This is a genomic window from Pseudomonas sp. NBB (assembly GCF_032701105.1).
GTDB classification, from domain to species: domain Bacteria; phylum Pseudomonadota; class Gammaproteobacteria; order Pseudomonadales; family Pseudomonadaceae; genus Aquipseudomonas; species Aquipseudomonas asiatica.
Genome location: NZ_CP103994.1, coordinates 3275290 through 3299340 on the forward strand (window position 1 = coordinate 3275290; position 24051 = coordinate 3299340).

16 protein-coding genes are annotated in these 24051 nt (G+C 66.1%); 5 read left to right on the forward strand and 11 right to left on the reverse strand.

The window, feature by feature from the left end; translation table 11 throughout:
• Positions 1-21: 21 nt before the first annotated feature.
• Positions 22-1320 (reverse strand): ATP-binding protein, encoded by a 1299-nt coding sequence (locus tag NY023_RS15350; RefSeq protein WP_013972839.1) that lies wholly within the window; start codon positions 1318-1320, stop codon positions 22-24.
• A gap of 6 nt (positions 1321-1326) precedes the next feature.
• A complete protein-coding gene (locus NY023_RS15355) occupies positions 1327-2028 on the reverse strand; it encodes a response regulator transcription factor (protein WP_003259958.1) in 702 nt (233 codons plus the stop codon).
• A gap of 271 nt (positions 2029-2299) precedes the next feature.
• Between NY023_RS15355 and NY023_RS15360 the strand changes: the two genes are divergently transcribed.
• From NY023_RS15360 to mobA, 3 genes are all read left to right on the forward strand, one after another.
• Positions 2300-3475: an efflux RND transporter periplasmic adaptor subunit gene (locus tag NY023_RS15360; RefSeq protein ID WP_038409715.1), complete on the forward strand. Its 1176-nt coding sequence runs from the start codon at positions 2300-2302 to the stop codon at positions 3473-3475.
• 11 nt (positions 3476-3486) lie between these two features.
• Positions 3487-6615 (forward strand): efflux RND transporter permease subunit, encoded by a 3129-nt coding sequence (locus NY023_RS15365; RefSeq protein WP_013972841.1) that lies wholly within the window; start codon positions 3487-3489, stop codon positions 6613-6615.
• 61 nt (positions 6616-6676) lie between these two features.
• Positions 6677-7252, forward strand: coding sequence for a molybdenum cofactor guanylyltransferase MobA (gene mobA / locus NY023_RS15370; RefSeq protein ID WP_013972842.1), 576 nt, complete (start codon positions 6677-6679; stop codon positions 7250-7252).
• 218 nt (positions 7253-7470) lie between these two features.
• On the opposite strand, the gene NY023_RS15375 is transcribed toward mobA, so the two are convergent.
• The 5 genes from NY023_RS15375 to peaA all read right to left on the reverse strand — a co-directional run bounded on the left by NY023_RS15375 (position 7471) and on the right by peaA (position 13808).
• Entirely contained in the window at positions 7471-9144 is a 1674-nt protein-coding gene (locus tag NY023_RS15375) for a fatty acid CoA ligase family protein (protein WP_044047064.1), read from the reverse strand.
• 139 nt (positions 9145-9283) lie between these two features.
• A complete protein-coding gene (gene peaD / locus NY023_RS15380) occupies positions 9284-10405 on the reverse strand; it encodes a quinohemoprotein amine dehydrogenase subunit beta (RefSeq protein WP_044047065.1) in 1122 nt (373 codons plus the stop codon).
• 32 nt (positions 10406-10437) lie between these two features.
• Positions 10438-10761, reverse strand: a complete 324-nt coding sequence (gene qhpC / locus NY023_RS15385) for a quinohemoprotein amine dehydrogenase subunit gamma (protein WP_004375838.1) — start codon at positions 10759-10761, stop codon at positions 10438-10440.
• A 1-nt stretch (position 10762) separates the two neighbouring features.
• The gene (gene peaB, locus NY023_RS15390; RefSeq protein ID WP_013972844.1) at positions 10763-12193 is read right to left on the reverse strand and encodes a quinohemoprotein amine dehydrogenase maturation protein; all 1431 of its coding nucleotides are present in this window, start codon (positions 12191-12193) and stop codon (positions 10763-10765) included.
• A gap of 49 nt (positions 12194-12242) precedes the next feature.
• Positions 12243-13808, reverse strand: coding sequence for a quinohemoprotein amine dehydrogenase subunit alpha (gene peaA, locus NY023_RS15395; protein WP_013972845.1), 1566 nt, complete (start codon positions 13806-13808; stop codon positions 12243-12245).
• 458 nt (positions 13809-14266) lie between these two features.
• On the opposite strand from peaA, the gene NY023_RS15400 reads away from it, so the two are divergent.
• Entirely contained in the window at positions 14267-15760 is a 1494-nt protein-coding gene (locus NY023_RS15400) for an aldehyde dehydrogenase family protein (protein ID WP_013972847.1), read from the forward strand.
• Between the two features lie 152 nt (positions 15761-15912).
• On the forward strand, positions 15913-17226 hold the full coding sequence (locus NY023_RS15405; protein ID WP_044047066.1) for a hypothetical protein: 1314 nt from the start codon (positions 15913-15915) through the stop codon (positions 17224-17226).
• A gap of 138 nt (positions 17227-17364) precedes the next feature.
• Here the strand turns inward: NY023_RS15405 and NY023_RS15410 are convergent, their stop codons facing one another.
• Genes NY023_RS15410 through NY023_RS15425 form a run of 4 tightly spaced genes read right to left on the reverse strand, consistent with a single transcriptional unit; the run spans position 17365 to position 22962 of the window.
• Complete coding sequence (locus NY023_RS15410; RefSeq protein WP_044047067.1) at positions 17365-18657, reverse strand: NAD(P)/FAD-dependent oxidoreductase; 1293 nt, start codon at positions 18655-18657, stop codon at positions 17365-17367.
• Positions 18650-19327: a hypothetical protein gene (locus tag NY023_RS15415; RefSeq protein WP_013972850.1), complete on the reverse strand. Its 678-nt coding sequence runs from the start codon at positions 19325-19327 to the stop codon at positions 18650-18652. Before NY023_RS15415 ends, NY023_RS15410 begins: the two co-directional genes overlap by 8 nt.
• Positions 19317-21050 carry an ABC transporter ATP-binding protein gene (locus tag NY023_RS15420; protein ID WP_013972851.1) on the reverse strand — a complete coding sequence of 578 codons (1734 nt, stop codon included), beginning with the start codon at positions 21048-21050 and terminating at the stop codon, positions 19317-19319. The genes NY023_RS15415 and NY023_RS15420 overlap by 11 nt, the downstream gene beginning before the upstream one ends.
• Before the next feature lies 1 nt (position 21051).
• The gene (locus NY023_RS15425; RefSeq protein WP_013972852.1) at positions 21052-22962 is read right to left on the reverse strand and encodes a sigma-54-dependent Fis family transcriptional regulator; all 1911 of its coding nucleotides are present in this window, start codon (positions 22960-22962) and stop codon (positions 21052-21054) included.
• Positions 22963-24051 lie beyond the last annotated feature (1089 nt).

The following is a 24051-nucleotide window of genomic DNA, read 5'->3' on the forward strand; positions in this document are numbered from 1 at the left end:
AGGGCCGGCACAGGCACCCCATCACCCGGCAGGCAAGCGAATCCGGAACTGCGCGCCACCCAGCGCCGACTGCGCCACGGTCAAGGTGCCACCCTGCCCCTCGATCGCCCGCCGGCTGATCGCCAAGCCCAGGCCAAACCCTCCGGTATTGCGGTCACGGCTACGGTCCAGGCGGTAGAACGGCTGGAAAATCCGCTCGCGCTCCTCCACCGGAATACCGATCCCGTCATCCTCCACCGTCACCAGGCAGGCGCCATCGTCTTCCAGGCGCAAGCGCAGCAACAGGCTCTCGTCGCAGTAACGCATGGCATTGCGCACCAGGTTCTGCACCGCCCGTGCCGTCAGCCGTGGGTCCAGCACAAAACGCGGCAAATCTCCCTCGGCCCGCACCTCCCACTGGATACCCCGGCCATCGAGTTCCTCGGCAAAGCCGCCGAGTACACTGTCGACCAGCTCCAGCAACGAGACCTCGACCCGCTCGCGGGCCTGGTCGGCGTTGTACAGCCGGCTGTAGGACAACAGCTCCAGCACCAGCTCATCCAGCTCACGCACATGCCCCACCAGCTCCAGCAGGCGCTTGCGGCTGGCCGGCGGCACTTCGTCGAACAGCAGCACCAGGCCGAAATCCAGCCGGGTCAACGGCGTGCGCAACTCGTGCGACACCGCATTGAGCAGCTCGCGCTGCTGGTTCACGTGGCGTTCCAGGTCACTGGCCATGGTGTCGAACACCCCGGCCAGTTCACCGATGTTGGAGTGCGGCGAGATATGCGTACGCTCGGCCATCTGCCCCTGGCCCAGGCGCCGGGCGGTTTCCTTGAGGCGCTCCAGGTCGCGCCAGTGCGGCCATACCCACAGCAACAGGCAACCGAGCATGGCTGCACCGATCAGTACGGTCACGCCCCACGACAGCACGTTGATATCCAGCGGGTCTGGCGGTGAGTGCAGGCGCACCAGCCATTCCTTGTCCAGCGGCGCCAGCACCGTCTCGTAGTAGCCCCATTCGGCAATGCGCACGGCGTACAGGCCGTGCTCCAGGCGCGCCTGCTCGTCCTCGCTCAGGTCAGCCTGGTCCATGCGCAGCAGTTGCAGTTCCAGCGGTGCGAAATCACTGGCCAGCTCTTGCTCCACCGCCGGCCACTGCTCGCGCGGGGCCTGGCGGAACTGGCGCACGATAAGCGACTGCACGCCCTTGGCCTGGTCCAGGTTGTAGGCCATGAAGCGGTCCTGGAACAGGCCGACGATGGTGTCGGGGATGAACAACAGCGCACCGGCATAGGCAACGATGATCACCAGGTACAGCCGCACCAGAATCTTCAGCATGGGCGGTCAACACTCCCACTCGACACGGCTGAACAGGTAGCCCTTGCCCCACACGGTCTTGATCTTGCGCGCTTCGCCGGCGTTATCGTCGAACTTGCGCCGCAGCTTGGAGATGGCCACATCCACCGAGCGGTCGGTGCCGTTGAACTCGATACCCCGCAGTTGCTGCAGGATGCGGTCGCGGTTCAGCACTTCGCCGGCATTGCGCGCCAGTACCACCAGCAGGTTGTACTCGCCGCTGGACAGCTCCACCTCTTCGCCACGCCAGCTCACGGTGCGCTCGGCCAGGTCGATGCGCAGGCCACCGATCAGGATCAGGTCGTTGTCCAGGCGCGGCTCGTTGACGCTGCTGCGACGCAGCAGGGTACGCACGCGGGCCAGCAGTACACGCGGTTCGCAGGGTTTGGTCACGTAGTCGTCGGCGCCCATTTCCAGGCCCAGGACCTGGTCGTGGCTGTCGTCGCGGGCGGTCAGCATCAGGATCGGCAGGCCTTGCGATTCCTGGCGCAGCAGGCGGCACAGCTGCAGGCCGTCGATGCCTGGCAGCATCAGGTCGAGGATGACCAGGTCGGGCTTTTGCCGGCGGTACTCGTCAAGCACATGATCGCCACGGGCGATCACCTGGACATGGAAGTCGTTGCGTTGCAGGTAGCTGGCGATCAGTTCGGACAGGGCGCTGTCGTCTTCGACCAGGAAAATATTCGGCATAGGCGCTTGGAAGTCTGGGTTGTGGTAGGCCTTGCCGGCCTCTTCGCGGGTAAACCCGCTCCCACAGGGACTGCACAGGTTCCAGTGCTGTGCGGTCCCTGTGGGAGCGGGTTTACCCGCGAAGAGGCCGGTACAGGTACACGCAGAATATAGAACCCTACAGGTCGAGAGGATTGTTCTTCACACTTTTTCACACTCGTCCTACAGGTATTAACAGCCACGCAAGGAACGCCTGCCGTAGCATACCGGCGGTCATCATCGGAAGATCCGTATGTCTACTACCCTCCCCCCACGCTTGCGCCCGTTGGCGCTTCTGGCGTTCCTGAGCCTGTCCCTGGCCGGCTGCGACGACAGCGCCGAACAGGAAGAACAGGCCCCCACCCCGCAAGTGCGGGTGGAAACCCTGCAACTGCAGCCACTGGCCATCAGCAGTGAGCTAAGCGGCCGTATCCTCGCGCCGCGCACCGCCGAAGTGCGAGCACGTGTCGCGGGCGTTGTGCTCAAACGGGTGTATCGCGAAGGCAGCGACGTCAAGCAGGGCGATGTGCTGTTCCTGATCGACCCGGCGCCGTTCAAGGCCGACCACGACAGCGCCCGCGCCACCCTGGCCAAGGCCGAGGCCACCCTGTACCAGGCACGCCTGCAGGAGCAGCGCTACCGCGAACTGGTCGACGACAAAGCCGTCAGCCGCCAGGAGTACGACAACGCCAAGGCCAGCTACCTGCAGGCCGATGCCGCAGTGGCCGAGGCCAGGGCCGCCCTGGAACGCGCCCGCCTCAACCTCGGCTACGCCACCGTGACCGCGCCGATTTCCGGCCGTATCGGCCGCGCCCAGGTCACCGAAGGTGCGCTGGTCGGGCAGAACGAGACCACGCCCCTGGCGACCATCCAGCAGCTGGACCCGATCCACGCCGATGTCACCCAGTCGACCCGCGAGCTCAACGCCCTGCGCCGCGCCATGCGTGCCGGCGAGCTGCAGCAGGTGGGCGACGGCCAGGCCCGGGCCACGCTGATCCAGGACGATGGCAGCACCTACCCGTTGCCGGGCAAACTGCTGTTCTCCGACATCAGCGTCGACCCCAGCACCAACCAGATCACCCTGCGCAGCGAGTTCCCCAACCCGGACCTCGACCTGCTGCCCGGCAGCTACGTGCGCGTGCGCCTGGAGCAGGCCGTGCAGCCCAAGGGCCTGAGCGTGCCGCAGCGCGCCATCCTGCGCGACAGCGCTGGCGTGCCCAAGGTGCTGGTGGTCGACCCGCAGGCCCGAGTCAGCGACCGCCAGGTAGTACTGGGCAGCGCCCAGGGCGACCGCTGGATCGTCAGCGAAGGCCTGGCCCCCGGCGAGCGGGTGGTGGTCGAGGGCCTGCAACACGTCAAGGCCGGTGACCAGGTGCAGGTCGACAATGCATCAGGGGCATCGCCCATCGCACAGCACACTGGCCAGTGAGGGCCTGATTCATGCCGCAATTCTTCATCGACCGCCCGGTATTCGCCTGGGTGGTCGCCCTGTTCATCCTGCTGGCCGGTGCCCTGGCCATCCCGCAACTGCCGGTGGCCCAGTACCCCAACGTGGCCCCGCCGCAGGTGGAAATCTACGCCGTGTATCCGGGCGCTTCGGCGGCGACCATGGACGAGAGCGTGGTCAGCCTGATCGAGCAGGAGCTCAACGGCGCCGACAACCTGCTGTACTTCGAGTCGCAGAGCAGCCTGGGCAGCGCCACCATCACCGCCACCTTCGCCCCGGGCACCAACCCGGACCTGGCCCAGGTCGACGTACAGAACCGCCTGAAGGTGGTCGAGTCGCGCCTGCCGCGCCCGGTAACCCAGCAAGGCCTGCAGGTGGAAAAGGTCTCCACCGGTTTCCTGCTGCTGGCCACCCTCACCTCCGAAGATGGCAAGCTCGACGAAACCGCCCTGTCGGATATCCTCGCGCGCAACGTGATGGACGAAATCCGTCGCCTCAAGGGCGTCGGCAAGGCCCAGCTGTACGGTTCGGAACGCGCCATGCGCATCTGGATCGACCCGCGCAAGCTGATCGGCTTCAACCTCACGCCCAACGACGTGGCCGAGGCCATCGCCGCGCAGAACGCCCAGGTGGCCCCCGGCAGCATTGGTGACCTGCCCACCCGTGGCACTCAGGAAATCACCGCCAACGTGGTGGTCAAGGGCCAGCTGAGCACCCCCGAGGAGTTCGCCGGGATTGTCCTGCGTGCCAACCCGGACGGTTCCACGGTGACCATCGGCGATGTCGCCCGGGTCGAGATCGGTGCCCAGGAGTACCAGTACGGCACGCGCCTGAACGGCAAGCCGGCCACCGCCTTCAGCGTGCAGCTGTCGCCGGGCGCCAACGCCATGGAAACCGCCACCCTGGTGCGGGCGAAGATGCAGGACCTGGCGCGCTACTTCCCCGAAGGCGTCAAGTACGACATCCCCTACGACACCTCGCCATTCGTCAAGGTGTCGATCGAGCAGGTCATCAACACCCTGTTCGAAGCCATGCTGCTGGTGTTCGCGGTGATGTTCCTGTTCCTGCAGAACCTGCGCTACACCCTGATCCCAACCCTGGTGGTGCCGGTGGCCCTGATGGGCACCTTCGCCGTGATGTTGGCCATGGGCTTCTCGGTCAACGTGCTGACCCTGTTCGGCATGGTGCTGGCCATCGGCATCCTGGTCGACGATGCCATCGTGGTGGTGGAGAACGTCGAGCGGATCATGGCCGAAGAAGGCCTGCCGCCCAAGGAGGCTACGCGCAAGGCGATGGGGCAGATCAGCGGCGCGATCGTCGGCATTACCCTGGTGCTGGTGGCGGTGTTCCTGCCGATGGCCTTCATGCAAGGCTCGGTGGGGGTGATCTACCAGCAGTTCTCGCTGTCGATGGCAGTGTCGATCCTGTTCTCGGCGTTCCTCGCCCTCAGCCTGACCCCGGCGCTGTGTGCCACCCTGCTGAAGCCGGTGGCCAAGGGCGAGCACCACGAACGCAAGGGCTTCTTCGGCTGGTTCAACCGGCGCTTCGAGGGCATGAGCAACGGTTACCAGCGCTGGGTGGTGCAGGCACTCAAGCGCAGCGGCCGCTACCTGCTGGTATACGCGTTGCTGCTGGCGGTGCTGGGTTATGGCTTCAGCCAGCTGCCCACGGCGTTCCTGCCCACCGAAGACCAGGGCTACACCATCACCGATATCCAGCTGCCGCCAGGCGCCAGCCGCATGCGCACCGAACAGGTGGCGGCACAGATCGAGGCGCACAACGCCGAAGAGCCCGGCGTGGGTAACACCACCTTGATCCTGGGTTTCAGCTTCTCGGGCAGCGGGCAGAACGCGGCACTGGCCTTCACCACGCTCAAGGACTGGTCCGAGCGCGGTGCCGACGACAGCGCCCAGTCGATCGCCGACCGCGCGACCATGGCCTTTACCCAGCTCAAGGACGCCGTGGCCTATTCCGTGCTGCCACCGCCAATCGACGGCCTTGGCGAGTCGATCGGCTTCGAGTTCCGCCTGCAGGACCGCGGCGGCATGGGCCACGCCGAGCTGATGGCCGCCCGCGACGAGCTGCTGGCAAATGCCGGCAAAAGCAAGGTGCTGACCAACGTGCGCGAAGCCTCGCTGGCGGAAAGCCCGCAGGTACAACTGGAAATCGACCGCCGCCAGGCCAACGCCCTGGGCGTATCGTTTGCCGATATCGGTTCGGTGCTGGACGTGGCCGTGGGTTCCAGCTACGTCAACGACTTCCCCAACCAGGGCCGCATGCAGCGGGTGGTGGTGCAGGCCGAAGGCGACCAGCGCAGCCAGGTCGAAGACCTGCTGAAGATCCACGTGCGCAACGACAGCGGCAAGATGGTGCCACTGGGCGCCTTCGTCCAGGCCAGGTGGGTCAGCGGCCCGGTGCAGCTGACCCGCTACAACGGCTACCCGGCGGTGTCGATTTCCGGCGAACCGGCAGCCGGCTACAGTTCGGGCGAAGCCATGGCCGAGATCGAGCGCCTGGTGGCCCAGCTGCCGGCCGGTGCCGGCCTGGAATGGACTGGCCTGTCGCTGCAGGAGCGGCTGTCCGGCAGCCAGGCACCGATGCTGATGGCGCTGTCGTTGCTGGTGGTGTTCCTGTGCCTGGCAGCGCTGTACGAAAGCTGGTCGATCCCCACCGCAGTACTGCTGGTAGTACCGTTGGGCGTGCTCGGTGCGGTGCTGGCGGTGACCCTGCGCGGCATGCCCAACGACGTGTTCTTCAAGGTCGGCCTGATCACCCTGATCGGCCTGTCGGCGAAGAACGCCATCCTGATCATCGAGTTCGCCAAGAGCCTGGTCGACCAGGGCGTGGATGCTGCCGACGCTGCCGTGCAGGCCGCGCGCCTGCGCCTGCGGCCGATCGTGATGACCTCGCTGGCGTTCATCCTCGGCGTGGTGCCGCTGGCCATTGCCAGCGGCGCCAGCTCGGCCAGCCAGAAGGCGATCGGTACCGGGGTGATCGGCGGCATGCTCAGCGCCACCCTGGCTGTGGTGTTCGTGCCGGTGTTCTTCGTGGTGGTGATGCGCCTTGCCGGGCGACGCCAGGCGGGTAAGGCCGACACGCAGGCCGTGACCAGCGACAGCTGACTGGACAAGCCCCGCGTGAAATGGGAGGGTTCCCGGCATTGACTGCCCGGAACCCTTTTTCATGCCTGATGCCCTGCCCCCCTGCTCCATCCTCATTCTCGCCGGTGGCCGCGGCCAGCGCATGGGCGGCCGCGACAAGGGCCTGGTCGACTGGCAGGGCGAACCGCTGGTGGCGCATGTGCAGCGCGTGGTACGGCCGCTCAGCGATGACCTGGTGATTTCCTGCAACCGTAACCAGCAGGCCTACCAGGCGTATGCCGACCAGTTGGTGGGCGATGCCGAGGCGGACTACCCCGGGCCGTTGGCGGGGGTGATTGCCGGGCTCAAGGTGGCGCGGCATGAATGGGTGGTGCTGCTGGCCTGTGATGCACCGCTGGTTGACCGGGGGTTGATCGAGGACCTGCTGCACCTGGCAGTGACCAGTGACAGTGCGGCCATGGTGCGCCAGGGTGGGTACTGGCAGCCGATGTTCAGCGTGCTGCCACGCCGGGTGTTGCCGGTGCTGGAGCAGGCCTGGGTGGCGGGCGAGCGGAGTTTGCAGAAGGCCTTGCTGCGTGAAGCGGTGCAGGGGCTGGAATGTGTCGACGATGATCGCAGGTTGAGCAACTTCAACAGCCCGGAGTTGTTGCAAGGCTGAGGTCATCTGCTGCCTGTACTGGCCTCTTCGCGGGTAAACCCGCTCCCACAGGTATTGCACAGGCCTCAAGGGCGTTGGAGACCTGTGGGGAGCATCTACTGCCTGCACTGGCCTCTTCGCGGGTAAACCCGCTCCCACAGGTTCTCCACTGCCCTTGAGGCCTGTGCAATACCTGTGGGAGCGGGTTTACCCGCGAAGAGGCCAGCACAGGCGACACCTCACCTGGCAGACAGCTCCTCGACACTGATCTCGCGCATGCGGAACTTCTGCACCTTGCCGGTCACCGTCATCGGGAACTCATCGACAAAGCGGAAGTACCGCGGCACCTTGAAGTGCGCGATCCGCGCCTTCGCCCAATCGCGCAGTTCCTCCGCGCTGGCCGTATGCCCCGGGTGCAGCCGCACCCAGGCCACGATCTCTTCACCGTACTTGCTGCACGGCACGCCAATCACCTGCACATCGGCCACCGCCGGGTGGGTGAAGAAGAACTCCTCCAGCTCGCGCGGGTAGATGTTCTCGCCGCCGCGAATGATCATGTCCTTGCTGCGCCCGACAATACGCACATAGCCCTGCTCGTCCATTACCGCCAGGTCGCCGGTGTGCATCCAGCCTTCCTCATCGATGCTTTCAGCCGTGGCCTTGGGGTTGTTCCAATAGCCCAGCATCACGCTGTAACCCCGCGTGCACAATTCGCCGATCTCGCCCCGCGGCAGCGTGTTGCCATCAGCATCGATCACCTTGTTCTCCAGCCTTGGCTGGGTGCGCCCGACGCTGGTCACGCGGCGCTCCAGGTCGTCGCTGGCGCCGGTCTGCAGCGACACCGGGCTGGTTTCGGTCATGCCGTAGGCAATCTGCACCTCGGCCATGTGCATCTCGCCGATAACCCGGCGCATCACTTCGATCGGGCAGGTGGCACCGGCCATGATCCCGGTGCGCAGGCTGGACAGGTCGAACTCGCCGCGCTGGGGGTGGTCCAGTTCGGCGATGAACATGGTCGGCACACCATACAACGCCGTGGCCTTTTCTTCCGCCACCGCACGCAGGGTGGCCAGCGGGTCGAAGGCGTCGTTAGGGTAGATCAGGGTGCTGCCGTGGGTCATGCAGCCGAGGTTGGCCATGACCATGCCGAAGCAGTGGTACAGCGGCACCGGCACCACCAGCCGGTCATGCTCGGTCAGGCCCAGGCTTTCACCGACCATGTAGCCGTTGTTGAGGATGTTGCTGTGGCTGAGGGTGGCGCCTTTCGGGAAACCGGTGGTGCCCGAGGTGTACTGGATATTGATCGGGTCGTCGCAGCGCAGCTGTGCCTGGCGCTCGGCCAAGGCTTCGCGGCTGACGGCCGCGGCACGGGCCTGCAGGTCGTGCCAGGCGAGAAAGCCCGCCGGTGGCGCGACGGCCAGGCTGACCACACCGCGCAGTTCGGGGAAGCGTTCGCAGATCAGGGCGCCCGGCTGGCTGCTGGCCAGGCCCGGAACCAGGCCCAGCAACATGGCGTGATAGTCGGATGTCTTGAACGCGTCGGCGCAGATCACCCAGCGGCAGCCGGACTGGCCGAGGGCGTAGTCCAGTTCGCTGGAGCGGTAGGCCGGGTTGATGTTGACCAGGATCGCGCCCACCTTGGCGCTGGCGAACTGGGTGATGCACCACTCTGCGCAGTTGGGTGCCCAGATGCCGAGGCGGTCACCGGGCTGCACGCCCAGGGCCATCAGCGCACGGGCGTGCTGGTCGACGGCTTCGGCCAGTTGCTGCCAGGTGTAGCGCAGTGCCTGGTGGCGGACGACCAGCGCGTCACGGTCGGGGAAGCGGGCGACGGTGGTGTCGAAGGCGTCGCCGATGCACTGGGTAAGCAGGGGTTTGTCCTGGTTGCCCTGGGAGTAGCTTGGCTGGGGCATGGGCGGTCTCTTGTTGTTCTTGTGTTGATTGAGCGGGCCTCTTCGCGGGTAAACCCGCTCCCACAGGGACCGCAGCACATTCAGCCCCTGTGGAGATCCTTGTAGGAGCGGGTTTACCCGCGAAGAAAGCAACACCGGTTTAACGGATGAACACCTGCGGCGTGGTGGTGGACATGTCCCCACCCGGCAACTTGATGTTCTTCACTTTCTCCAGCGTATCCGGGTTGAACACCGCCAGGTCGTTGAAGGTGCCGCCCAGGTACAACTTGTCGCCTTTCTTGTCGAAGGCCAGGCAGTAGTAAGTGTGGTCCAGATTCGCCGCCTTGATCAGCTTGCGCTGTTTGAGGTCGTACTTGGCCAGGCGGTTGAGCACGCCGTAGATCTGGTTCGGGTCTTTCGGCGAACGCAGCCCGGTGAAGTACAGCTCGGTCAGGTCGGCAAATTCCTGGGTGTGGGTCTTGCCGGTCTTCAGGTCGACGCTCAGGTAGCCATACAGCAGATCGGCGGTGGCCGGGTCCTGCTTGTCATCCTTGAACCTGGCAATGGTGTACAGCATCGAAAACTCGTGGCGCGGGCTCTGGTGCGGCCAGAAGTACAGCACGTCCGGGGCGCTGTAGCCTTTGCGGTTCCAGTTGCGCAGCGGCAAGGCCACCGTGTACTTGCCGGTCTTCACGTCCATCTTGTAGATGTCCGGCCCGGCGACGTACAGGCTGCCATCGTCCGCCGCTCGCATCAGGTACACCTGGCGCGGCATCGGGAAGGTGCGCACCGGCTTGGCCTCCAGGCCGTCGGCGGTGCTGAACACCTCCAGCCGCGGTGGCTTGACCACGTAGTGGTCGTTCAGGCGCTGGGTCGGGTTGACCGTGGCGTACACTTCCTTGCCGTCCGGGCTGATGGCGAACGAGTACATCGACCGGCCCACCTCACCCGGCACGCTGGACAGGTTGGCGTGGAAGGTGTTCTTGCAGGTGTCCAGGTCGATGCCGTAGATGTCGCCGTAGTGGTTGTTGAGCACGTAGGCGGTGCGGTTGTCCGGCGCCATCATCGCGGTGCCGGGGCCGAACTTGTCGGGCATCACGCAGCTCTTGTACACCGTGTCACTGGCCACATCGACCACGTGCAGGTTGTTCGGGTAGTTGGTCACGATCATGTATTCGTGGCCAGCCTTCAGCGCCGGCCCGGTGTCGGCGGCCTGTACCAGCCCGGCACAGGCCGTGGCGGCGATGGTGAGCGCGAGTGGCGCGCAGCGTCCAGCTTTCATGCGGTTTCCCCTTGTCATTCTTGTTGGGCCGGTCACTTGTCTTTCGGGAACACGGTGCCGAGGTTGCGCCAGTCTTCCGCCGAGTTGCTCGCCTGGGCGTTCCAGTCCTGGTAGGTGCTCATCATGTCCGGCACCTGGGCCGGCCACCAGCAAGGGTCGGAGCAGCCATACAGGTCGGCCTCCATCGGCTGGCACAGCGAGCTCACGCCACCAAAGGCGTCCACTTCCCAGCCCGGGTCGGTGGTGGCGGTGCAGCCCGCCACTGCGCTCATGGCCATGACTTCTTCGACGCGGTCTTCGGCGGCGGCCTGCTCGAGGATGCGCGCCTTGTTGTTCAGGGGCTTCAAGTGCTTCATGTCAGTGCGCCTTCCGCGGGGTGATGTAGCGATCGATGAAGGCCGGGTTGGCGGCCATGATGCGGCTGTAGACTTCGATGCCGAAGTCGACCCAGTCGCGCATCAGTTCGCAATAGTGGTAGGTCGGGTGCTGCGGGTCGCCATAGCGGGCATAGCTTTCGTGGTAGCAGCCGCCGGAGCACAGGTTGCGGATGCGGCAGCTGTCGCAGCCGGTGTTGCTGCGGTCCAGGCGCTGCGACAGGAAGTCGTTGAGCTGCGCCTGCTTCACGCCCTGGTGCACATTGCCGAAGGTCGGCAGGCTGGAGCCGGTGAAGCGGTGGCACAAGTTCAGCTCGCCCTCATGGTCCACGGCCAGCATCTTCAGCCCGGCGCCGCACGGCAGGGCCTTCTTGTGGCCCTCGTGGATGTCGGTGATCAGCTGGTGCAGGTTGGAGAAGCCGATGTTGCGGTGCTCCAGCGCAGCCTCCAGGTAACGCCGGCCCAGCGCCTTCATGTTGGCGAACACCTGAACCAGCTCTTCGCCGGTGAGGTTGAAGTTGGCCATGTCGCCGGAGGTGACCGGGGCAAAGCCGACTTCAGCGAAGCCCAGTTCGTTGAACAGGTGGTTCCAGATGGTCTCGACGTCGGTGATGCCACGGGTCAGCGTGACCCGTGCGCCCACCGGGCGGCTGTGGTAGCGCGACAGCAGCATGTCGACCTTGCGCCGCACCACGTCATAGGTGCCCTGCCCGCCCACGGTGATGCGGTTGCGGTCGTGCACGGTCTTGGGGCCGTCGATGCTGATCGACAGGCCGAAGCGATGGGCATTGAGCCAGTCGATGATCTCTTCGGTGAGCAAGGTGGCATTGGTGGTCATGATGAACTCCACCTGCTTGCCCGCCTCGGCGAAGCGCCGCTCGCAGTAGGCGACCATGTGCTCGATCAGTGGCCGGTTGGACAGCGGCTCGCCACCGAAGAACACCACGCTGTAGCGCTGCTCGTCGGGCGACTCCTTGAGCAGCATCTCCACCGAAGCCTCGGCGGTGGCAGTACTCATCTTCTTGCCCGCGGACGGTTTGTCCAGGTCTTCCTTGTAGCAGTAGGTGCAGCTGAGGTTGCAGCCGGTGTTGACGTTGAGCACCACGGTGTTCAGCGCCGTGCGCTCGACCTGCTTGAGGGCAATTTCCGGGGTCAGCGGCGAGCCGTCGCTGACCAGTTCCAGCGCGATCAGCTCGCGCAGGGTGTCCTGGATATCGCTGCCGGCAAACTGCTGGCCAAGGCGCTGCATCAGCTCCTCGGCCGAGCAGCCTTGCTGGCGCAGGGTGTCGATGATGCCGCCGGTCACCGCGTCGGCGGTGAACAGCGAACTGCTGGGGATATGGAACAGCATGCGGTCGGCGTCGACCTGCACTTCATGCAGGTTGCGTTCGACCAGGTTCAGTAGCGCGCCCATGGCGACCTCCCGATAATCGATCCGTTGGAAAACCGTAAGCCCCCTGCCGTTACGGCAGCGGCGGGTTGTTCCAGCGCTGTACGGTGACGATCATGTGCCCCTCGCCAGTCTGGCCACCGTCGGCCAGGGTGGCGATGACCTTCAGGTTGCCGGCGTTGTTGGTCATCATCTTGCGCTCCGGGTTGGGGCCGGCACCGCCTGGCACGAACACGCCATCGGCCTGCATCTTCCCGGCGAACTTGACGTCTTCGTCCTCGACCGCACGCTCGTTGAACGGCTCGACCTTCCAGCTGGCCGGCAGGTAGCCGATGCGCAGCGGCCGGCCATTGGCGTCCTTGCCCCAGGCTTCGGCCTCGAAGCGGCCCTGCACCTTGGGCACCGAGGCACCGTTTTCGCCGATGCGGGCGATGGAGAACGCCGGCACCACTTTCACTTCCTCGACTTTGTCGTACACCGCCAGGTTGACGCCCTTGAGCGCCCCGATGGCGACTTCGCGCTGGCCTGGTTTGGCATCGGCCGCGGCGCGGGCCTTCACCCGTACCAGGGTCGGGGTCTGCTCCAGCACCTCGGTCACTTCCACGCCAGCGCCCAGGTCCGGTTTGCCGGCCAGGCCGCTGCCGACCAAGGTGATCTCGCTTTCGCCACCGGCCTTGATGAATGCCGGTTGTACCGCCAGCAGGCGCGCCTTGCCCTCCTTCACTGCGGTGAAGTCCAGGCCACGCTCGTCGTGCTCGGCCTCGAACATGCGGCCCTTCATTTCGCCATCCAGCGCGGCGAACACCTGGCGCAGGTTGGCGTCGCCGACCTTGACGTTGCCACGCCATTCATAGCCGTTGTAGAGGATCGCCGAACCGCTGCCATTGAACGGCGTGCCGTCGGCATAAGCGCCCTTGACCTCGACCTTGAAGGTGTCACCCTGGTCAGGCGTGACGCTCATCACCCCGCGCACATCGCCCTTGGCCAGCATGTGGCCGCTGAATGCCCACTGACCCGGCAGCGCATCGGCCTTTGGCCTGGCCTTCTGCCATTCGGCCCACGCCGCGCTTTCCAGCGGGTAGCGCTTGGCCAGGTCGGGCACCACTTGTTGCAGGGCGATCGGCAGCCAGTCGCGGTCACGCGCCTGGGCCTGGTATTCGAGGGACGGCCACTGGCCGAGATGGAAGTTGACCAGGTGCTCCCATTCCTTGGCCGGGCGCCGCTGCAAGGCGACACGGGCACCGGAGTGGCAACGGCCACAGGTTTCGCTGAGCTGGGTGTCGAACTGCTCGACAGTGTTCAGCCGGCGCTCCATGGCATACCGCACGCCATCGGTTTCGCTGGGCGCCAGGCCCTGCTTGTCGGCCAGGTACTTGACCAGGGTGCGGCGGTCGTCGTCGCTGATCTGCAGGCCGTGCATCACCTGCATGCGGGCGATGCTCATCAGCCAGCCTTCCGGCGTCTTGCGCTGGTGGCTGATGCGGCTGTAGGTGTCGTTGCCTTCGGGGATATGGCACCCCATGCACTTGTTCTGCAACAGGCTCGGGCCCTGCTCGGCCGCCATGGCCTGGGTGCTCAGCAGCGCGGCGGCGACCAGCGCCAGTTTGCCCGCATGCCGCCGGAGTCGAGTCGTCTTCAAGGTCAGACCTCCACGGTTGTTGTTCTTATCGTTTTCGCACGCTTTGGTACAGCAGGTGTGCATGTGACGGTTGCGATACAGGAACTGTGCCAGGTGCTGTAAAAGTGTTTTCTTTCAACCTGTTAGCCGGTTTTTCGGCCTTGGCCAGGAGCAGGTATGGCCAATTGCAGCGTGCCATTTCGCGACAGGGTGTTTCATCCTGAGACAAGGGCCTGCCCGCTCCCGCACGCCGGGGCCAGCGCCGTACCTGTGGGAGCGGGCGTGCCCGCGAAGAGGCCGGAACAGCCACTGTTTCACCACCGTCTCACACCGTCTCAATGTGCAACAGCGCACCCCTGCAATCCCAACCTTGCACCAGGACAAAACCCAACCCGTTCAACGGTTTGCAGCCATCTATCGACCTTGGCACGCCCATTGCGCCTATGCCTGTCACATCCAATGACAAGAGGCACCGTCCCATGCTTTCCGAACTGCCCATCCTGCCCGCCACCCGCGCCTTTCTCGAACGCAAGCTGAAGATGCGCATCGGCGCCGACTGGCAGGACGCCGCCAGCGGTCGCACCCTGTCGTTCCGCAACCCGGCCACTGGCGAGGTACTGGGTGAAGTGCCCGCCGCCGAGGCCGAAGATGTCGACCGCGCGGTGCGCGCCGCTCGCCAGGCCTTCGACGATTCGCCGTGGAGCCGCCTGCGCCCACGCGAACGGCAGAACCTGCTGTGGCGCCTGGCCGACCTGATGGAGCGCGACGCCCGCCAGCTGGCCGAACTGGAATGCCTGAACAACGGCAAGAGCGCCGCCGTTGCCCAGGTGATGGACGTGCAACTGGCCATCGACTTCCTGCGCTACATGGCCGGCTGGGCCACCAAGATCGAGGGTAGCACCGTCGAAGCCTCGATGCCGTTGATGCCCAACGACCAGTTCCATGGTTTCGTGCGGCGCGAGGCAGTGGGCGTGGTCGGCGCCATCGTCGCCTGGAACTTCCCGTTGCTGCTGGCCTGCTGGAAGCTCGGCCCGGCCCTGGCTACCGGTTGCACCGTCGTGCTCAAGCCCGCTGACGAAACACCGCTGAGCGTGCTCAAGCTGGCTGAACTGGTGGACGAAGCCGGCTACCCGGCGGGCGTGTTCAACGTGGTCACCGGCACCGGCCTGAACGCCGGCGCCGCACTCAGCCGCCACCCCGGCGTGGACAAGCTGACCTTTACCGGCTCCACCGAGGTCGGCAAGCTGATCGGCAAGGCAGCCATGGACAACATGACCCGCGTCACCCTGGAACTCGGCGGCAAGTCGCCGACCATCGTCATGCCCGACGCCAACCTGCAGGAAGCCGCCGCCGGCGCGGCCACGGCGATCTTCTTCAACCAGGGCCAGGTGTGCTGCGCCGGGTCCCGCCTGTACGTGCACCGCAAGCACTTCGACAACGTGGTGGCCGACATCGCCGGCATCGCCAACGGCATGAAGCTGGGCAGCGGCCTGGACCCTGCGGTGCAGATGGGCCCGCTGATCTCGGCCAAGCAGCAGGACCGCGTCACCGGCTACATCGAGCTTGGCCGCGAGCTGGGCGCGACCATCGCCTGTGGTGGCGAAGGCTTCGGGCCTGGCTACTTCGTCAAGCCGACGGTGATCGTCGATGTCGACCAGCGCCACCGCCTGGTACAGGAAGAGATCTTCGGGCCGGTGCTGGTGGCGATGCCGTTCGATGACATCGACGAAGTGATCGGCATGGCCAACGACAACCCCTATGGCCTGGGTGCGAGCATCTGGTCCAACGACCTGTCCGCCGTGCACCGGATGATCCCGCGCATCAAGTCGGGGTCGGTGTGGGTCAACTGCCACAGCGCCCTCGACCCTGCCTTGCCGTTTGGCGGCTACAAGATGTCCGGCGTCGGCCGTGAGATGGGGGCGGCTGCCATCGACCACTACACCGAGCTGAAATCGGTGTTGATCAAGCTCTGATCATTTTCCTGTACCGGCCCTTTCGCGGGTAAACCCGCTCCTACAGGATCATCACAGGCCTGAACACTGTGGGGTCCTTGTGGGAGCGGGTTCACCCGCGAAGAGGCCGGCACAGGCAACCCGAGAACAACAACAAAAACATGGAGCACACCATGAGGCACAAACTCGCCTGCACATTGGCCCTGCTGTTCGCCGCCCCCTTCACCCAGGCTTACGAGCTGTACAACCACGACGGCACCACCCTCAACGCCGACCTCGAAGCCCTGTTCGGCGCCTTCCACAGCGACGAAAGCTTCAACCTGGCCGGCAACCGCAAGCCCGGCAGCACCGCCTGGCAGGAAGGCTACGTCAAGTATGGCCTCAGCGGCAGCCAGGCCCTGGCCGACAGCGGCGCGCTCTACGGCGCCTTCAACCTGCTTAGCTCCGCCACCTGGGGCGACGGCGATGCCGCCGGCCTGACCCTGGGTGACGAGCGCCGCACCGCCATCGAAGACCTGTACCTGGGCTGGCGCTCGGCCAACCTGTTCCCGGCCTTGGGCGAAGACGGCGTGGACATTTCCGGCGGCCGCCAGGTGGTGACCCTGGGCGACGGCTTCCTGATCCAGGGCGACCCGGTGAACCTGGGCAAGGTCGACCTGGGCGCCAACTTCGACCGCGGCGGCGCCTACTACCTGGCCGCACGCAAGGCCTTCGACCGCACCGCCGTGCTGCGCCTGGGCGGCAAGCAAGGCTGGCGCAGCGACCTGATGTGGCTGAAGTCCGACAACCACTACCAGGCCGACACCTCGCTGGCGGTGGCCAACCTGGAGCACGTCGCCGACGCCGGCACCGTCGGCCTGAGCTGGATCCGCGGCCTCGACGTGGACCAGCGCTACGCGCAGATCATGGGCCTGGAACACCGCGACGGCATGGACACCGCCAGCCTGCGCGGGCGTGGCAGCCTGGGGGTGAAAGACCTGGAGCTGGCCGCCGAGTACGTGACCCAGGACAAAACCGGCGGGCGGGAGAACGCCTGGTACCTGGAAGGCAACTGGACCTTTTCCGAACTGCCCTGGTCCCCCACCGCCACCTACCGCTACAGCCGCTTTTCCGAAGACTTCGACCCGCTGTTCTATGGCCTGAGCCGTGGCTATGGCACCTGGTTCCAGGGTGAGGTGGCAGCCAATTATGCCGGGCCGTTCAACAGCAACAGCCAGGTGCACCACGTGGCGCTGAAAGGCAAGCCACGGGACAACCTGACCGTCGGCGCACTGTACTTCGACTTCGATACGCTGGACACCGACCAGGGCAACCTGGGCGGGCGGGAGCTGGACCTGTATGTGGAATGGATGGTCAACGACCACCTGCTGATCAGCCCGCTGGTAGGGTTCTACAAGCCGGAGCGCAGCGCGGCCAATGGCGGGACGCAGCTGGGTGGGCGGGATACCGGCACCTATATGCAGCTGATCGTCGGGACTTTCTTCTGATTCGAAATCCTGGGGCTGCTGCGCAGCCCATCGCGACACAAGGCCGCTCCCACAGGTACAGCGCTGCCATCAAGGTTTGTGCAGACCTGTGGGAGCGGCCTTGTGTCGCGAAAGGGCCGCAAAGCGGCCTCGGCAATCTCAAACCAAGCCCTGCTCCAACAACCACCGCCGCACCATCATCTGCTGCTCCCCTGGCAGGCCTGACAACTCTGCCTCGATAGGTCGGCCGCTACGCAGCCCACGCACCACCGGCGCCAGCTCCACCCCCTGCAAATGCCACACCCCCAACGGCTGATCCGCCGTCACCACCACCTCGGCCTCATCCACCAGCCCGTCACGCAACACCGGCCGCCGCTCGACCCTCACCGCGCTCCAGTCCGCCGCCACGTGCAATGCCTGCATGTCCGGCCAACCCTGCCGCCGCGCCCAGAACGGCTGCCCCACCCGCCCCTGTTCTTGCCCATAAAAATCCCGCCCGATCCGGGCAAAACGCAAAAACAGCTGTTCGATCCGCTGCTGGTGAAACTGCCGCGCCAACCCGGCCCGCTCGGGCCTGCGCAGCAAGGTATTGATCACCACCGGTGCCTGCAGCGCCGAAGACAACGACTGGAAGATCCCGTTGCCCGACAGTGGGTCAACGGCCATCGCAGCATCGCCCACGCGTATCCAGTCCTGCCCGACACACTCACCGGCCAGAATCGCGGTGCTGCTGCGCGCATGCACCTCTGCCGGCGCCAAGGCCCTGGCATCGAACAGCTCGGCCACCAGCACGCTGCCGGCTCGCCGCGCCGCACAGTAATCCGCCAAGCCGGCCTTGCCCGGCAGCCCGGCCGCGTCCAAGGTGACTTGCCAGTAGCAGCGGCCGTCTTCCAGGCGCGCCATCCACGCCCAGCCATCCGCCAGGCTCTCCACCGCCGACGCGGGCGCCCCGGGGGCGGCCTGCCAGACATTCAGCAAGCTGACCGTCTCCGGCCCGCGCAGGCGGTCGGCGGCCAACGGGGCCTGGCGGCCTCGGGCTTCGACCAGGAAATCGGCCTGCAGTACCTGCCCGTCGTCCAGGCGAATACCATGACCGACTTCGCGAACCACCTCACGCACCCGCCCCTCGACCACGCTCACACCCGCACGCTGAAGGTCGTCGCGCAGCGCCCGGTCAAACATTTGCCGGTCGAGTAGAAACTCCTGGTTCAGTTGCAGCTGCTGGCCGTTCCAGTGCACTTGCCGAGTCGCCGGCATCGCCGCCTGGCGCAACGCCCCGCCAAGGCCGGCATGGCGCAGCCCGTCCAGCACCCGCTGCGAAACCCCTTCGACCGCCGCAAACCGGCGCCACTCGGACACCACCGTCACCGCATAACCCAGCCGCCGCAGGCCAATGGCCGTGGCCGCACCCGCAGGGCCTGCCCCCAACACCACAATGCGCGGTTCAGCCATGGCCGACACCTCGTCGCTCGGGGCCGGTAAACGCCGCGTGGTGGCGCAACCAGTCATGAACCTGCTGCTGGCCCATGCCCGGCTCGTCACACAGCAACGCAGCGATCCTGCCACTCAGGGCCGCACAGCCCAGGCTCGCGCCCGCCCTGCCGCCCGCCCCCACATAACCGCCGAAGTCCGCCTGCCGGGTACCCAGCCAGGACCACTGGCCCGGCGCACACCGGGCATCGCCGGTAACCCGGATCACCCCGGGGTAGCTGGCCGGATACACCGGCCCGCCCTGCGCCGGGCTGGAGGCGCACAACAGCACACCCGCGGCCAAAGCCTCGGCGCAGGCCTGGTGCAGCACTGGCCGGTCCTGCTGCAGGCCAAGGCTGAGGTTGACCAGCGTAACCCCCGCTTCCACCAGCCACAGCAGCGCGGCCGCCACCTGCAAGGCACTGGTGCTGGCCTGGGCGCCGAAAACCTGGGCCAGCAGCACGGGCACCGGCCCGGCCTCCCGCTGCAAGCCGGCGAGCACCGCGCTACCGTGCCCAAGCTGGTCGGGCAGCATGTCACCTTCGCGCAACTGGCCGTCCTCCAGCCAGAAGCGGCGCGCGCCCAGCAAGGCGCTGGCCTGCTCCGGCGTGCAACCACTGTCGATCACGCCAACACGCACGTCAGTGCCCATGCCTGATCACCTCCTCGGGCAGCACCTGCAACTGGCCAGCGTGCAGCTGCAGGTGCAGGTCGGCATCGGCCAGGGTCGAAGCACGGTGGCTGATCAGGATGCGCGTGCGGCCGGCGAACAACTGGTCGATGGCCGCGATCACTTCGCGCTCGGTGGCTTCGTCCACCGCCGAGGTGGCCTCGTCCAGTACCAGGATCGCCGGCGCCTGCAGCACCGCGCGGGCGATGGCTATGCGTTGTTTCTGCCCGCCGGACAACTGCTGGCCACGCTCACCCAGCAGGCCGTCAAGGCCCAGCGGCAGGCTGTCGACCAGGCTGTCCAGCCGCGCCAGGCGCACCACCCGCTCCAGTTCCTCACGGCTGGCCTCGGGCACGCCGTAGGCCAGGTTCTGTGCTAGGGTGCCGCGAAACAGCACGATATCCTGGCTGACCACCGCAATACGCCGGCGCAGCGCGGCCAGATCCAGTTCGCGCAGGTCGGTGCCGTCCAGCAGGATGCGCCCGGCGTCCGGGTCGTAGAAGCGCTGCAGCAGGTCGATCAGGGTCGACTTGCCCACCCCTGAGGCACCGCTGATGGCCACCTTCAGGCCACCCGGCACGCACACCTGCACGTCGTTCAGCACCGCGCCCTGGCGCCCTTCATGGGCAAAACTCACCCCCTCGAGGCGCAATTCGCCCGGGCCGTCGGGCACCGGCTGAGGGTTGGCTGCCGGGCGCACGGCCACGGCCTCCTGCTTCAGTTCCATCACCCGCCCCAGGCTCACCGCCATGCGCTGCACCGCCACGTACAGGCCCAGCAGGCTCTGCACCGGCCCTACTGCCATGCCCATGTAGGTGGAAAAGGCGATCAGCGCACCTAGTTGCCAAGTGCCCTGGATTACCCACCAACCGCCGACCAGGAACGCGCAAGCGCGGCACCAGGAGGTAAGCGTGCCGGGAATGGCCTGGGTGAAGAATTCGGTCACCTGCACCTTGAGCAACTGGCGCATGTAGCCCTGCCCCAGCTGGTCCAGGCGCCCCGCCTCGCGGCCTTGCTGGCCGGCGGCCTGGATGAACTTCATCGCCGGCAGGGTTTCGACCAGGAATGACGACACATCTGCCGAGCGTTCGCGCAGGTTGCGTACTTCGCGCTCCACCTTGCGCCGCATCCAGCGCAACCACAGCACTTCGATCGGCACCAGCAGCGCCAGCAGCAGCGACAGTTGCCACGACAGCATCAGCATCAACACCACCGCGCCCACCAGGCCGATCACCGCCGACACCGCCGAAAACAGCGAATCCACGGCAAAGCGCTGGATTTCCGCTACATCGCCATCCAGCCGCGAAAGGATGTCGCCGATGCGCCGCCGCCCGTAGAACGTCGGCGACAGCTGCTGCAGGTGGCGGTAAAGGTCGTCGCGCAGGGCAAACAGGATGCGCCCCGACAAGCGCGTGTGCAGGTAGCGGTTGACCCCGGCCAGCACGGTACCCAGCAGGCCCGCGCCGATCATGATCGCGGCCATGTGCCAGAGGGTCTGGTAGTCCTTGGCCAGCAGCCCCTCGTCGATCAGCGTCTTGACCAGCCAGGGTTGCGCCAGCGCCAGCAACGAGGCGCCCAGCGACAAACCGAGCAACAGGCCGATGGCGCGTCGATGGGGGCGCACGAAACCATACAGCCAGGCCAACGCCTGGCGCATGAGTACAGGGTCGCTGGACTCCACCAGCCGGGCGAACAGGCCGCCCACGTCAGCCGCGCAACTGTTTGAGCTTGCGGTACAGCGTCGCCCGGCTGATACCCAGCGCCTCGGCCGCCGCGGACACGTTGCCCTGATGGCGCGCCAAGGCGCCACGGATCAGCTCCAGCTCTTTGTCCTTGAGGCTGCCGGAAGGCGCGGTGCCGCTGGCCAGTTCGTCCAGCAGGCAGTCGGTGAGGTGGTCCAGGGTCAGCACCTGCTCGCCGTCCTCGCGCATGGCCAGCGCGGTGCGCACGACCATTTCCAGCTGGCGGATGTTGCCCGGCCAGTCGAAGCCTTCGAGCAACGCGTTCAGGGCCGGGTCCAAGGTCACGCCCCGGGCATCGGACTTGTCCAGCAGCCCCTGGATGATTGCCGCCAGGTCATCACGCTCGCGCAATGCCGGCAGGCGCAGCGACACGCCGTTGACCCGGTAGTAAAGGTCTTCGCGGAAGTGCTGCTCCTGCACCAGGCGCTTGAGGTCGCGGTGCGTGGCACAGATCAATGCCACGTCGATCTCCTGCTCGTCGCCCGCCCCCAGCGGTGCCACGCGCCGTTCCTGCAGTACCCGCAACAAGCGCGCCTGCAGCGCTAGCGGCATGTCGCCGATTTCGTCGAGGAACAGCGTGCCGCCGTGGGCCTGCATCAGCCGGCCGACCATGCCGCCCCGGCGCGAGCCGGTGAACGCACCTTCACGGTAGCCGAACAGTTCGGACTCGATCAGCCCTTCGGGGATGGCCGCGCAGTTGACGGCCACGAACGGTTTGTCGGCACGCGGGCTGGCCTGGTGCAGGGCCCGGGCGACGACTTCCTTGCCGGTACCGGTCTCGCCCAGCAACAGCACCGGCAGGCCATTGCCCAGCCCCTGGCGGGCCATGCGCAGGTTGCGCGCCAGGCGCGGGTCGCCACCGGCCAGGGCGTCGAGGGCGGGTGACTGCTTGCCCGGCGCCGGCTTGCTCACCGGCGTGCTGCCGTTGACCCGGCCATGGCGCGGCAGCTGCAGGGCGCGGAAGTAGAACTCGCCCTTGGCCGTCTGCACACTGCTCACCCCGCCCTGCCACAGGCGGGCGATGAAGGCCGGTGACCGTTCACCCAGCAGGTCACTGCTGCGCCGGCCCAACAGCTCATGGCGCGGCACCTGCAACAGCTGGCAGGCACTGTCGTTGGCAGCCAGCACTTCACCGTCCAGGCTCAGCGCCAGCAGGCCATGCCAGGCGCTGTTGAGGTATTGCGGGCGGCTGTGAAAAGCCAGCACCAATTGCTCCGGGTGGCACAGGCCGAACATGCGGCTTTCGATGTTGCCGGCCGCCAGCATCAGCGTCGACAGGCTGTCCTGTGGTTGCGCCATCACCCCTTCACGGGTGATGTCGAGCACGCCGATCACCTCGCCGCGCGGGTCGCGCAGGGGTACCGAAGTGCAGGAGAACGGGCTGAGGCGGTCGAGGTAATGTTCGCCGCAGTTGATCAAGGTCGGCCGGCCTTCCACCACTGCCGTGCCGATCGCGTTGGTGCCACGCAGCGACTCGCTCCAGCAACTACCCGGGTGCAGGTCGCGCAGGCCCTCGCGTTGCAGCACGTGCTTCTGCCCTTCGATGGCCAGCACGTTGGCCTGGGCGTCGCCGAGGATAACGATACCGGCCTTGCCCTGGCGCGCGACCAGGTAGTCCAGTTCCGGGGTAACGGCGTCGACCAGCAGGCGGTTGCGATCCAGCAGCATGCGCAGGTCGTGGCCCTGCTCCAGGCCCAGGCCGACCTGCTCGCCCTGCAGGCAATCCAGGCCATGGCCCAGGCTGCGGCGCCAGGAGGCATCGATCTCGTCGCGCAGCATGCCCAGTGGCAGCTCGCCTTCGCTGGCCAGCTTCAGGCGGGCCTGGCGGGATTCGTGCAGCGGGTCGTGGGCGTTTGTTATTAGTTGTCGCGCCATTTTCTACTCCGGCTGTACCCCGCAAGGTGGCGGGGAACGGGCTTGGGAATTTTCCGCAGTGTGCGGGAGAAATCCCTGGCCGTCATCAGGCTGAGGTAGAAGGTGGCATATGGTGACGTTTACGTAAAGGGACACGCAGGAGCACCGCCTTGCTCAAGATCTGAAAGCTTGCGCAAGCTTTGTGGGAACGGGTTCCTAGAGGTCGATCACGGCTGCCGCTCGATTTCAACAAAGCCCAGGTGCCCGCCAGACACCCGGCACCGGCCCATTCGCGGGTAAACCCGCTCCCACAGGGACGGCGTCGCACTTGAGATCACGCGGTACTTGTGGGAGCGGGCATGCCCGCGAACACCGGCAAAGCCGGTGCCATCCACCACGTCGTCTGCTTCGCGGGCGCGCCCGCTCCTACAGGGACGGCGCGGGCTTCGAGTTGGCGCTGAACCCGCGAAGAGGCCATCGAGGTCAATCACGGCTGCCGCTTGAGTCCAACAAAGCCTAAGCGCCCGTCAGACACCCGGCACCGGCCCATTCGCGGGTAAACCCGCTCCCACAGGGACTGCGCGGGCTTCGAGTGGCGCTGAACCTGTGGGAGCGGGTTCACCCGCGAAGAGGCCCTCGAGGTCAATCACAGCTGCCGCTTGAGTCCAACAAAGCCCAAGCTCCCGTCAGACACCCGGCACCGTCTTCCGCCCAACCAGCTGCTGCCTCTCCACCCCATCCAGCAACGCCTCCACCACCGCCTTGGCCGAATCCAGCCCATGGTTCACCGGCTGACGTGATCCATGTGGGAGCGGCCTTGCCGGAGCGCCGGACCGGTCGGAAAGGTCCGCAAAGCGGCCCCGAGGAATCAGCAGTGATCACTATGTTGGGCCAGTCATTCCTGTGAGGTCACTCCTGTCCGCCTTGTTTGTTCCATTTGATATCGAAGGTTGCTCTGCTGCTTTTCATTCATTTCCAGTCATGCACCAAGGCTGCAACCCACCTGGCACAGGAATAATTGGCCCGAAACAGATGTGGGAGCGGGCTTGTCCCGCGAAGCGACGCGCGGGCGGCGCTCAATCTCACAGGCGCCAAATCTCTACCGCCAAA